The sequence below is a fragment of the Pseudomonas promysalinigenes genome, assembly GCF_014269025.2.
Taxonomy (GTDB): Bacteria; Pseudomonadota; Gammaproteobacteria; order Pseudomonadales; family Pseudomonadaceae; genus Aquipseudomonas; species Aquipseudomonas promysalinigenes.
On the sequence record NZ_CP077094.1, the window covers coordinates 1,985,240 to 1,997,527 of the forward strand.

The 12,288-nt window shown below is 60.9% G+C and carries 8 protein-coding genes; 4 read left to right on the top strand and 4 right to left on the bottom strand.

The features are described 5' to 3' along the window. Positions 1–165: 165 nt before the first annotated feature. Positions 166–660 carry a DUF934 domain-containing protein gene (locus tag HU725_RS09035; RefSeq protein ID WP_060479008.1) on the bottom strand — a complete coding sequence of 165 codons (495 nt, stop codon included), beginning with the start codon at positions 658–660 and terminating at the stop codon, positions 166–168. Next, positions 644–2,296, bottom strand: a complete 1,653-nt coding sequence (locus tag HU725_RS09040; RefSeq protein ID WP_186476944.1) for a nitrite/sulfite reductase — start codon at positions 2,294–2,296, stop codon at positions 644–646. Before HU725_RS09040 ends, HU725_RS09035 begins: the two co-directional genes overlap by 17 nt. 214 nt (positions 2,297–2,510) lie before the next feature. On the opposite strand from HU725_RS09040, the gene HU725_RS09045 reads away from it, so the two are divergent. Continuing rightward, the gene (locus tag HU725_RS09045; RefSeq protein ID WP_186476945.1) at positions 2,511–3,587 is read left to right on the top strand and encodes an ABC transporter substrate-binding protein; all 1,077 of its coding nucleotides are present in this window, start codon (positions 2,511–2,513) and stop codon (positions 3,585–3,587) included. A 265-nt stretch (positions 3,588–3,852) separates the two neighbouring features. Here the strand turns inward: HU725_RS09045 and HU725_RS09050 are convergent, their stop codons facing one another. Next, positions 3,853–4,071 (bottom strand): DUF2970 domain-containing protein, encoded by a 219-nt coding sequence (locus HU725_RS09050; RefSeq protein WP_060479005.1) that lies wholly within the window; start codon positions 4,069–4,071, stop codon positions 3,853–3,855. A 181-nt stretch (positions 4,072–4,252) separates the two neighbouring features. Beyond that, positions 4,253–7,960, bottom strand: coding sequence for a methionine synthase (gene metH / locus HU725_RS09055; RefSeq protein WP_186476946.1), 3,708 nt, complete (start codon positions 7,958–7,960; stop codon positions 4,253–4,255). Positions 7,961–8,136: 176 nt separating this feature from the next. Here metH and HU725_RS09060 point away from each other — a divergent pair, with 176 nt between their 5' ends. The 3 genes from HU725_RS09060 to nfuA all read left to right on the top strand — a co-directional run bounded on the left by HU725_RS09060 (position 8,137) and on the right by nfuA (position 12,223). After that, positions 8,137–10,437, top strand: coding sequence for a fatty acid cis/trans isomerase (locus tag HU725_RS09060; RefSeq protein ID WP_186477369.1), 2,301 nt, complete (start codon positions 8,137–8,139; stop codon positions 10,435–10,437). A gap of 108 nt (positions 10,438–10,545) precedes the next feature. Next, a complete protein-coding gene (locus HU725_RS09065; protein ID WP_186476947.1) occupies positions 10,546–11,580 on the top strand; it encodes an acyltransferase family protein in 1,035 nt (344 codons plus the stop codon). A gap of 58 nt (positions 11,581–11,638) precedes the next feature. Next, a complete protein-coding gene (nfuA, locus tag HU725_RS09070) occupies positions 11,639–12,223 on the top strand; it encodes a Fe-S biogenesis protein NfuA (protein ID WP_060479001.1) in 585 nt (194 codons plus the stop codon). Positions 12,224–12,288 lie beyond the last annotated feature (65 nt).

Genomic DNA, 12,288 nt, shown 5'->3' on the forward strand with positions numbered 1-12,288 from the left:
ACCGCATTGAGCCTAGCCGCTCAGCGCCGACCCATCAGCGTATTAGGGCAGTGTGGGGCTTTGCTCGGCTTTGATTAAGCCAGGGTCGGTGCAAGGACATTTGACCTGTAATCACAAATGAAACGGCCCGCCAAAGGGCGGGCCGTCAGGCGGTGCAGGTGACGATCAGCGGCGGCGGAAAAGCGGCAGCGGCTCGTCGGTGGCGGCCTGGTAGGTCACCGAGAAGTCCTTCAGGCCTTGCAGCGCGTCTTGCGGATCTTTATCGGCCCGGATGGCGAAGGCGTCGAAGCCGCAGCGGGCCATGAAGAACAACTGATCGCGCAACACGTCACCAATGGCGCGCAGTTCGCCCTTGAAGCCGTAGCGGTCGCGCAGCAGGCGTGCATTGGAGTAGCTGCGCCCATCGGTAAAGGCGGGGAAGTTCAGGGCGATGACCTGAAAATGCTGCACGTCGTCACCGATTTCTTCGGCCTGCTCGTCACTGTCCAGCCATACACCCAGGCCGCCGTCGCGGGCCTTGAGCACGTGGGCATGGTCACGCCACATCTGCAGCGGGACGATATAGTCGTCGCAATTGCTCAGTTCATCGAACGAGAAATCCTTGGGCAACAGGTGCCAGGTTTCGTCGACGATCTGGTTGTTCTTAATGATTCGCTGCATAGACGCGTTCCTTGAAGGGGTCGATGCCGATCCGCTGGTAGGTGTCGATGAAACGCTCTTCCTCGGTGCGTCGTTCGACGTACACGGCGATCAGCTTCTCGATCACATCGGCCATGTCATCCTGGGCGAAGGACGGGCCGAGGATCTTGCCCAGGCTAGCGTCGCGCGCGGCGTTGCCACCTAGCGACACCTGGTAGAACTCCTCGCCCTTCTTGTCCACCCCGAGAATGCCGATGTGGCCGACGTGGTGGTGGCCGCAGGCGTTCATGCAGCCGGAGATGTTCAGGTCGATTTCGCCGATGTCGAACAGGTAGTCCAGGTCGTCGAAACGGCGCTGGATGGATTCGGCGATCGGGATCGACTTGGCGTTGGCCAGGGAGCAGTAGTCGCCGCCCGGGCAGCAGATGATATCGGTCAGCAGGCCGATGTTCGGCGTGGCGAAGCCGCCCTCGCGCAGTTCCATCCACAGCGCGTGCAACTGGCGCTGTTCGACGTCGGCGAGAATGATGTTCTGCTCATGGGAGGTGCGCAGGAAGCCGAAGCTGTAGCGTTCGGCAAGGTCCGCCACGGCATCGAGCTGCTTGTCGGTCAGGTCACCAGGGGCGACGCCGGTTGGCTTGAGCGACAGGGTCACGGCCACGTAGCCAGGTCGCTTGTGGGCGCGGGTGTTGCGCGAGCGCCAGCGGGCGAACCCTGGGAACTCGGCGTCCTGGGCACTGTAGTCAACGTTGTCCAGGGCCAGGTAGTCCGGGTCGACGAAGTGGCGCGACACGCGCTGCACTTCTGCCTCGGTCAGGGTAGTGGTGCCGCCACGCAGGTGAACCATTTCGGCCTCGACCTTCTCGGCGAACACTTCCGGAGTCAGCGCCTTGACCAGAATCTTGATCCGCGCTTTGTACTTGTTGTCACGGCGACCGTAACGGTTGTACACGCGCAGGATCGCGTCGAGGTAGCTGATCAGGTCCTGCCAAGGCAGAAACTCGTTGATGAACGAGCCCACCACTGGCGTGCGGCCCAGACCACCCCCGACCAACACGCGAAAGCCCAGCTCGCCAGCGGCGTTGCGCACTGGCTCCAGGCCGATGTCGTGCACTTCGATGGCGGCGCGGTCTTGCTTGGAGCCGTTGATGGCGATCTTGAACTTGCGCGGCAGGTAGGCGAATTCCGGGTGGAAAGTGGTCCACTGACGGACGATTTCGCACCATGGGCGCGGGTCGACGAGTTCGTCGGCGGCCACACCTGCAAACTGGTCAGTGGTGGTGTTACGCAGGCAGTTGCCGCTGGTCTGGATCGCATGCATCTGCACGGTGGCCAGCTCGGCAAGGATGTCCGGGATGTCTTCCAGCGCCGGCCAGTTGAACTGCACGTTCTGGCGCGTGGAGATATGGGCATAGCCCTTGTCGTAGTCGCGAGCGATCTTGGCCAGGGTGCGAACCTGGTTGGCGTTCAGCTGGCCGTACGGCACGGCGACACGCAGCATCGGTGCGAAACGTTGGATGTAAAGGCCGTTCTGCAGGCGCAGAGGGCGGAATTCTTCTTCGCTCAGCTCACCGGCCAGGTAGCGGCGGGTCTGATCACGGAACTGCTTGACGCGGTCCTCGATGATCCGCTGATCGTACTCGTCGTATACGTACATAAAAGTCCTGTCTCAGGCTGCATGCAGCTATTCGCGCGCACGGCCGCGCACTCCGGTTCGGAGCCGGGGAACGATAGCAGGTTGGGTTTATGCGCTAAAGTGATGTTTTTGCATATGAAAAGAACCAAACGAACTAAGTGAGACTGAGTGGCGTTTGTTACCCGTCAGGCAGGCAGGTTTATACTCGGCGATTTGGTTTGAAGGGGGTACCCGCATGCTCAAGGCGCTTTGCCAAAGCGTGTTACTGAGCCTGCCGCTGGCAGCCTCCGCTCACGCCGCTTCGGTAGTTTTTCTAAACCCTGGCCACAGCGACGAAGTATTCTGGAGCAGCTATTCGCGTTTCATGCAGGCTGCAGCCGACGAATTGGGCATGACCCTGGAAGTCGATTACAGCCAGCGTGACGGTGGGCTTGCGATGAGCCAGGCTCGGGCGGTGCTGGGCAGGCCCAAGCGGCCAGATTACTTGGTGCTGGTCAATGAACAGTACCTGGCGCCTGAAATCATCCGCTTGTCCCAGGGTAGTGGAGTCAAGCTGTTCTTGGTCAATAACGGGCTGACCGCCAGCCAGGCTAAAAGTATCCAGGCCCAGCCAGGCAAATATGGCCAGGTACTGGGAACCTTGATCGGTAACGACTGGCAGGCGGGCTTTGGCATGCTGCATGAAATGGTGGCTTCACTCCCCCGTGACAAGGAGCCCATCGATCTTGTGGCTTTTTCCGGAGTCAGTACAACCCCCGCTTCCCAGTTGCGCGAAGCAGGCATGCGCCAGGCGTTGGCCGACTTCCCTCAGATCCGCTTGCGCCAGGTGGTATACGGCGGCTGGAGCCGAGAGCGCGCCTACGAACAGGCTCAGCAGTTACTGCAGCGCTACCCGAAGACTCGGTTGGTCTGGGCTGCCAACGACCAGATGGCCTTCGGCGCCATGCGGGCATTCGAGCAAGCCGGCCGCACCCCTGGGCGCGACGTGGTGTTCGGCGCCATCAATAGCTCGGCCGAGGCCCTGCAAGCGCGTATCGATGGGCGTTTGAGCGTGCTGATGGGCGGGCATGCCACACTGGGCGGGTGGGCCATGGTGCTGCTGCACGATGATGCCCAAGGGTTGGATATTCACCGCGGCGGCCAACGTGAGCATGTACTGCCGGTGCTGCAGTCGATCGACCAAGCCAAGGCGCGTCGCTGGCTGAAGTTGGTCGAGCGCGACGACTACGGCGTGGATTTCAAGCATTACAGCGCGCAAGGGCAGCCAGCCAGCTACCAGTACCCGTTTTTGACAACGCCCGTCGACTATTGAAAACCCTTGCTTGAGGGATGGTCATTGCTCGTCTTAACTGCTGGTTGTGAAGTGCATTCCCATAACCACTACAAGAGGCAATGCAATGGGAAACCCAACCAAGGTCCGCAAAGCTGACAGCAGTGTCGATGCCTGGGCGATCCTCTGCCTGATCGTTCTGGTGGTGGTCACCGCCGTGTATTGGGTCAGCCACCAGTGACGTGATGCTCCACCCATGATCCAACCACAGCGCCTGCGTAAGGGAGACACGCAGGCGTTTGTATTTTCACCGCGCAGTAAGGTGCAAGGCCAATTGCACAAGGCCTATCAGCACGGCAATGAACACCAGGGTGAACAGCGCGCCCAGCACGATGAAGTGGCTGGCTTTGCCGTGGGTGAAATCCCGCGTGCGGTTCTTGCCGCTCTGTACGCCGAAGGCAGCGGCCAGGATGCTGTGCAGCATTTGCCAGAACGTAGGGGGCTTGCCTTGGCTTGAGTCGTCCATGGGAGGCTCCTGGGTGTTGGTAGACAACCAAGAGACAGTATAGGCAAGGCGCTTGACGTTGATCGTGCCTGGCTCTTGGCGGGCGAACTTGCTCCCCCCCACAGGTATGCACTGCCCCCCAGAAGTTGGGCAGTGATGCAAACCTTGGGGGGAAGCCTAAAGCGAGCAGGCCGGTGGGGTCTTAGCTGTCGTAACCCAGGTTAGGCGCCAACCAGCGCTCGCTGACCCGGATATCCTGGCCCTTGCGCGCGCTGTAGCTGTCGATCTGGTCTTTGTCGATTTTGCCCACGGCGAAGTACTGCGCTTGTGGGTGGGCAAAGTACCAGCCACTGACCGCCGCCGCCGGGAACATCGCGAAGTGTTCGGTAAGGAACACACCGCTTGGCCCGGTTTCGCCGATGGCGCTGCCGTCGAGCAGGCGGAACAGGGTCTGCTTCTCGGTGTGATCAGGGCACGCCGGGTAGCCAGGGGCAGGGCGGATACCGCGGTACTGCTCCTTGATCAGCGCCTCGTTGTCCAGGTGCTCGTCCTGTGCATAGCCCCAGTGCTCTTTTCGCACCTGCTCGTGCAGCCATTCGGCACAGGCTTCGGCCAGGCGATCGGCCAGGGCCTTGACCATGATCGAGCTGTAATCGTCGCCTTTGTCCTGATAGGCCTTGGCCACTTCCTCGGCGCCGATGCCGGCGGTGGTGATGAAGCCGCCGACGTAGTCGGTCACCCCACTGTGCTTGGGCGCGACGAAGTCGGCCAGGGACAGGTTGGGCTTGCCGTCGGGCTTGATGGTCTGCTGGCGCAGGTGGTGCAAGGTCGCCAGGGGCTGGCCATCTTCACCGTAAACCTCGATGTCGTCATCGCCGACCTGATTGGCGGGCCAGAAGCCGAACACGGCGCGAGCGCTGATCAGCTTCTCGTCAATCAGCTTGTCGAGCATCTCGCGGGCATCCTTGTACAGCGCGGTGGCTGCTTCACCGACTACTTCGTCGGTAAGAATGCGTGGGAACTTGCCGGCCAGATCCCAGGAAATGAAGAACGGCGTCCAGTCGATATATTCGGCCAGGGTACGCAGGTCAATGTCTTGCAGCACCTTGACACCGGTGAAGGAGGGCACCGCCGGCTGATACCCGGCCCAGTCGTATTGCGGCTTGGCAGCGATGGCTTGGGCGTAGCTCAGGCGTTCGGTGCGGGCGCTGCGGTTGGCGGTACGCTCGCGTACCTCGACATATTCCTGGCGGGTTTTCTCGACGAAGGCGGGCTTGAGCTCCTTGGACAGCAACTGGGTGGCCACGCCCACGGCACGCGAGGCGTCGGTGACGTAGATCACCGCGTCGTTGCTGTATTTGGGTTCGATCTTGACCGCAGTGTGCGCCTTGGAAGTCGTGGCACCGCCGATCATCAGGGGCAGGTAAAAGTCCTGGCGCTGCATTTCGCGTGCGACGTGGACCATTTCGTCCAAAGACGGCGTGATCAGGCCAGACAGGCCAATGATGTCGCACTTCTGCTCACGGGCGGTCTGCAGGATCTTCTCGGCTGGCACCATGACACCGAGGTCGACGATGTCGTAGCCATTACAGCCCAAGACCACACCGACGATGTTCTTGCCGATGTCGTGGACGTCACCCTTGACCGTGGCCATCAGGATCTTGCCCTTGGCCTCGGGCTTGTCGCCTTTTTCTGCTTCGATGAACGGGATCAGGTGCGCCACGGCCTGCTTCATGACCCGGGCCGACTTGACCACCTGAGGCAGGAACATCTTGCCGGCACCGAACAGGTCGCCGACCACGTTCATGCCGTTCATCAGCGGGCCTTCGATGACCTCGATCGGGCGGGCACACTGCTGGCGGCACGCTTCGGTATCTTCGACGATGAAAGCGGTAATACCCTTGACCAGCGCGTGCTCAAGGCGCTTTTCAACGGGCAGCGCGCGCCACTCTTCGTTTTCCACTTCCTTGGTCGCGCCGCCGCCTTTGTAGTCATCGGCGATTGCCAGCAAGGCGTCGGTGCCGTGCGGGGTGCGGTTGAGCACCACGTCCTCGACCTTCTCACGCAGCGCCGCAGGGATCTGGTCGTAGATCTCCAGCTGGCCGGCGTTGACGATACCCATGGTCAGGCCGTTGCGGATGGCGTGGTACAGGAAGACCGAGTGGATCGCTTCACGCACCGGGTTGTTGCCGCGGAACGAGAACGACACGTTGGAAACACCGCCCGAGGTCAACGCGTGGGGCAGGTGGTCGCGGATGTAGGCACAGGCCTCGATGAAGTCGACAGCGTAATTGTTGTGCTCTTCGATGCCGGTGGCCACGGCGAAGATGTTCGGGTCGAAGATGATGTCTTCCGCCGGGAAGCCGACTTCGTTGACCAGAATGTCATAGCTGCGCTGGCAGATTTCCTTCTTGCGTGCAGCGGTGTCGGCCTGACCAACCTCGTCGAAGGCCATCACCACCACGGCTGCGCCGTAGCGCTTGCACAGGCGAGCGTGGTGCTTGAACTGCTCCACGCCTTCCTTCATGGAAATCGAGTTGACGATGCCTTTGCCCTGGATGCACTTGAGGCCTGCTTCGATCACCTCCCACTTGGAGGAGTCGATCATGATCGGCACCCGGGAGATGTCAGGCTCACCGGCGATCAGGTTGAGGAAGCGCACCATGGCGGCCTGGGAGTCGAGCATCCCTTCGTCCATGTTGATGTCGATTACCTGGGCGCCGGCCTCGACCTGTTGCAGGGCGACTTCCAGCGCTTCGGTGTAATTTTCTTCGCGAATCAGCCGGGCGAACTTGGCGGAACCGGTGATGTTGGTGCGCTCGCCGACATTGACGAACAACGACTGGCGATCGATGGTGAACGGCTCCAGCCCTGACAGGCGGCACGCCTTGGCGATTTCCGGGATCTGGCGCGGTTTGTATTTGCTCACGGCCTCGGCGATGGCCTGGATATGACCAGGCGTCGTGCCGCAGCAGCCGCCGATGATGTTGAGAAAACCGCTGGCGGCGAATTCCTCGACCACCGCGGCCATTTCTGCCGGGGTTTCGTCGTACTCACCGAAAGCGTTCGGCAGGCCCGCGTTAGGGTGTGCGGACACATGGGTATCGGCCTTGGTCGCCAGCTCCTCCAAATAGGGGCGCAGGTCCTTGGCACCCAGGGCGCAGTTAAGGCCCACGGAAATCGGCTTGGCGTGGCGCACCGAGTTCCAGAACGCTTCAGTGGTCTGGCCCGACAGGGTGCGGCCGGAAGCATCGGTGATGGTGCCGGAGATCATGATCGGCAGCTCGATGCCGTCGTCTTCGAACACCTGCTGCACGGCGAAGATCGCTGCCTTGGCGTTGAGCGTGTCGAAGATGGTTTCGATCAGCAGCAGGTCGGCGCCGCCTTCGATGAGCCCACGGGTTGCCTCGATGTAGTTGCTTACCAGTTCATCGAAGGTGACGTTGCGATAGCCAGGGTCGTTGACGTCCGGAGAAATCGAACACGTGCGGCTGGTGGGGCCGAGTACGCCAGCCACGAAGCGAGGCCTGTCTGGGGTTTCGAGGGTTTTGGCATCGGCGACTTGGCGGGCGATGCGCGCGCCCTCGACGTTCAGCTCGTACACCAGCGCTTCCATGCCGTAGTCGGCCTGGGAAATCTGTGTGGCGTTGAAGGTGTTGGTTTCCAGGATATCGGCGCCGGCATCCAGGTAGGCTTTCTCGATTGCCGCGATCACGTCCGGGCGGCTGAGCAGCAGCAGATCGTTGTTGCCTTTGACGTCGCTTGGCCAATCGGCGAAGCGCGTGCCACGATAGTCTTGTTCCTCGAGCCGGTAGCTTTGGATCATAGTGCCCATGCCGCCGTCGAGGATCAGAATGCGCTCATTGAGTGCTTGCTGGAGTGCTTTTAGACGAGCGCTGCGGTCGGACATAGAAACTACCTGGTCGGGCGAATATCAGAAGGTGTCGAATCATAACAAAGCTGCGCGGATTTTAGGCGCATCGCCGATTTGCATGAATTTCGCTCATGTTGAGCGCGGGTTATGCAGGCACCCAACAGACGACCAGGCAAAACGTGATGGCTTTTAATTCTCAGGACTTTCCGCACATGGTGCAGCGTATTCTTGTCAGCGTGTTCGCTCTGCTCGTCAGCAGCCTTGCGCATGGGCAAGCCCCCCAATCGAGCCCAAGCATTTCCTACACGCGGGACATTCAACCGATCTTCACCGAAAAGTGCGTAGCCTGCCACGCCTGCAACGACGCGGCCTGTCAGCTAAAGCTGGAAAGCCCCGAGGGCGCGGTGCGTGGCGCCACCAAGGTACCGGTGTATCAGGGTGAGCGGGGCCAGGCCGTGCCGCCCACGCGGCTTTTTTATGATGCGCAGACTGAGGAGCAGTGGCGGCGCAAGGGCTTCTATTCGGTCCTGGACAACCAGGGCAGCCAGGCTGCGCTGATGGCGCGCATGCTCGAACTGGGGCACAAGACCCCGCTGACCCCCAACGCCAAGGTGCCTGACGAAATCGTCCTGGGCCTGAACCGCACCAATATGTGCCCACTGCCTGAAGAATTCGACGGCTATGCCGGCGCCCATCCCAAAGAGGGCATGCCGCTGGCGGTGACCGGGCTCACTGATGACGAGTACCACACACTGCGCCGCTGGCTCGCCGCTGGCGCGCCTGTCGAATATCAGCCGATCAAGCCCAGCGCTGCCGAGGCCCGGCAAATCAACGAGTGGGAGGAACTGCTCAACCGTCCTGGCTCCACCGAAGCGCTGGTCGGCCGTTGGCTCTACGAACACCTGTTTCTGGCGCATATCTACTTCGTTGGCGGCGAGCAGGGGCACTTTTTCCAGTGGGTACGCTCACGCACCCCGAGCGGCAAACCGGTGGACATCATCGCCACACGCCGCCCGAACGACCCGCCCGGCACTGATTTCTTCTACCGGCTGATCCCGGTGCAGGGCGTCATCGTGCACAAAACCCACATCACCTACCCGATGGGGCCGCAGAAGCTCAAGCGGGTGAAGCAGCTGTTCTACGCAGGCGACTGGCATGCCAGCGCATTGCCCGGCTACGGCCCGCGTCACCGCGCCAACCCGTTCGAAACGTTCGAGGCGATCCCAGCAGTGGCCCGCTATCAGTTCATGCTGGATAACGCCGAGTACTTCGTGCGCACCTTCATCCGCGGCCCCGTGTGTCGCGGGCAGATCGCCACCGATGTGATCCGCGATAACTTCTGGGCGTTGTTCCAGGAACCGGCCCAGGACCGCTACATCACCGATGCCAAATACCGCAGCCAGGCCACGCCGCTGCTGGCGATGCCAGGGCAGAACGATGACGTCGGCAGCGTGCTGAACCTTTGGCATGCCTACCGCGATAAGCGCAACGCGTACGAAAAGCTGCGTCGCGACGCCTATGCCGAAATGCCCGCACCGGGCTGGGCAACGCTCTGGGCTGGTAACGACAACGCGCTGCTGAGCATCTACCGCCACTTCGACAGTGCCTCGGTGACCAAGGGCCTGATCGGCGATGTGCCGCTGACCATGTGGTTGTTCGACTACCCGTTGCTCGAGCGCACCTATTATCAGCTCGCAGTCAATTTCGATGTGTTCGGCAATGTGTCGCACCAGTTGCAGACGCGGCTGTACTTCGACCTGATCCGCAACGGCGCCGAGGTCAACTTCCTGCGCCTGATGCCGGCCGATCAGCGTGGCAAGATCCTCGGTAGCTGGTACCAGAACAGCGGCAAGGTGAAGATGTGGTTGGACTACGAGGACATCGACAGCGACACCCCAAGCGCCATCAAACTCGACCCGCGCGACCCGGAGCGCGACTTCGGCCTGAAACTGCTGCAGCGCACCGGCAGCCTGAACGCCGCCCCCGACCCGATCAATCGCTGCACCGGCGCTTACTGTTCACGGCCGCAGATGAGCGAGGAGTTTCGAAACGCCGAGCAATCGCTTAGCCGCCTGGTATCGCGCCCTGCGGCGGGTTTGAAGGTGATCGGCCAACTGCCTGAGGCCACCATGCTGCGCATCGAAGGCGTCAATGGCCAGCGCCAGATCTACAGCCTGCTGCGCAATCGCGCGCACAGTAACGTGGCGTTCCTGCTGGGTGAGGCCTACCGCTACGAGCCGGGACTGGATACGCTGACGCTCTACCCAGGAGTGCTCAGCAGCTACCCCAACTTCATCTTCAACATCCCGACCCAGGATGTACCTGAGTTCGTCGAAGACATGGAGTATGCCAAGGACGACCCGGCCAAATTTGAGCGCATCGTCATGCGCTGGGGTGTGCGCCGCAGTCACCCTCAGTTCTGGTATTACTTCCATGACCTGAACAGCTTCATCAAGGAAACCCAACCGGTCGAAGCAGGTGTACTGGACATGAACCGCTATGAGAACCTCTGATCGGGTCGGTTGACCTTTGCCAATACCTTACGGTCCCAACCGGTGGGTGGTCCGGGGTTGCTGTGCAGCCCCGAGGCCTCAATGCACCGGAAAATCGCAGGGTATTCCATGCTGTATTCGCTTCAGGCACTGCGGGCGTTCGCCGCCTGGGTGGTGGTCTGCCACCACTTCATGCAGATCTTCTTCGACTTCCATGCCACCGGCCCCATCGGCCAACTGCTGACCGACCGAGGCGCCGTTGGCGTCGACATCTTCTTCGTCATCAGCGGGCTGGTGATCTACCTCTCGACCCGGGACAAACCCATCGAACCGCAGCAGTTTCTACTCAACAGGGCATTACGCATCATTCCGGCCTATTGGTTCTATACCGCGCTAATGGCCGCGCTGTTGCTGGGTTTGGGCAACTGGATGCCACATCAGTCGTTCGATTGGCATCATCTGTTGCTGTCGCTGCTGTTCATTCCGGCGGAAAACCCCGGCGGTTATGGTCTTTATCCAACCCTCAACGTCGGTTGGACGCTGAACTTCGAGATGTTCTTCTACCTGTTGTTCGGCCTGGCATTCATGGTCCGCAAGCGTCATCAGCTGTGGTTGGTGACTGCCGGCTTGCTGCTGGCAAGTGAAGTTCTGGGACGCACCGGCGTGTTGAGCCGGTTTTACAACAACGACATCATCTACGAGTTCCTGCTGGGTATCGGTATCGGCGTGCTCTATCGGCGCGGGCTGATTCGGCAGGGCTTGTGGCTGCCGATGGCCGTGCTTGGCGTGGCCGGCTATGCGATCTATCACCTGGATGCTTCCCAGCGGCTGCTGCACTGGGGGCTGCCTAGCGCCATGGTGGTATTGGCGTTCATCGCCCTGGAGCCTTGGTTCAAGGGCAACCGCGTGTGCAAAGCGCTGGGTGACTGCTCCTACTCCGTGTACCTGATCCATGTACTGGTGCTGTACTGCGGCTGGTTCGCCAGCCAGCGGCTGCACCTGAACCCCTACTGGGTATTTGCCCTTTGCGTGCCGTCAATTGGACTGATGTCGTGGCTCAGCTATCAGTGGCTAGAGCGCGGCCTGTATCGGCGGATGCAGGCTTGGCTGGCGGCCCCGCGGGGGCAAACTGCCCAGCTTGTGCTTTCCCGAGTCAAATACTAGGACTTTGTTCGAAGGCCAGGTTGGCGTACACTTGGCCGCAAGTCTGTGAGGAACTTCCATGAGCGCTATAACCATTACTGACGCCGCCCATGATTACCTGGCCGATCTGCTGTCCAAGCAGAACACGCCTGGCATTGGCATCCGTATTTTCATCACCCAGCCGGGTACCCAGTACGCTGAAACCTGTATCGCCTACTGCAAGCCGGGCGAAGAAAAGCCTGACGACGAGCCGGTTGGCCTCAAGAGCTTCACCGCTTACCTGGACGCGGTCAGTGTTCCGTTTCTGGAAGACGCGCTGGTGGACTATGCAACCGACCGCATGGGTGGCCAGCTGACGATCAAGGCCCCGAACGCCAAGGTGCCGATGGTCAACGAAGACAGCCCGATCAACGAGCGTATCAATTACTACCTACAGACTGAGATCAACCCAGGGCTCGCCAGCCACGGCGGCCAGGTGAGCTTGGTGGATGTGGTCGATGAGGGCATTGCCGTGCTGCAGTTCGGTGGCGGCTGCCAGGGTTGCGGCCAGGCCGACGTTACGCTCAAGGAAGGTATCGAGCGCACGTTGCTCGAGCGTATTCCCGAGCTCAAAGGCGTGCGTGACGTGACCGACCACAGCCAGAAAGAGAATGCCTACTACTGATCTTTCGAGGTCAAGGCATAGCAACAAAGTGTTACGGTTTCAACCCCTGCGACAACAGGCCGCAG

Coding starts and splice junctions, on each gene's coding strand:
- HU725_RS09060 (WP_186477369.1), top strand. CDS start 8,137: ATGGTGCAGCGTATTCTTGTCAGCGTGTTCGCTCTGCTCGTCAGCAGC.
- HU725_RS09050 (WP_060479005.1), bottom strand. CDS start 4,071: ATGGACGACTCAAGCCAAGGCAAGCCCCCTACGTTCTGGCAAATGCTG.
- HU725_RS09065 (WP_186476947.1), top strand. CDS start 10,546: ATGCTGTATTCGCTTCAGGCACTGCGGGCGTTCGCCGCCTGGGTGGTG.
- HU725_RS09035 (WP_060479008.1), bottom strand. CDS start 660: ATGCAGCGAATCATTAAGAACAACCAGATCGTCGACGAAACCTGGCAC.
- HU725_RS09045 (WP_186476945.1), top strand. CDS start 2,511: ATGCTCAAGGCGCTTTGCCAAAGCGTGTTACTGAGCCTGCCGCTGGCA.
- nfuA (WP_060479001.1), top strand. CDS start 11,639: ATGAGCGCTATAACCATTACTGACGCCGCCCATGATTACCTGGCCGAT.
- HU725_RS09040 (WP_186476944.1), bottom strand. CDS start 2,296: ATGTACGTATACGACGAGTACGATCAGCGGATCATCGAGGACCGCGTC.
- metH (WP_186476946.1), bottom strand. CDS start 7,960: ATGTCCGACCGCAGCGCTCGTCTAAAAGCACTCCAGCAAGCACTCAAT.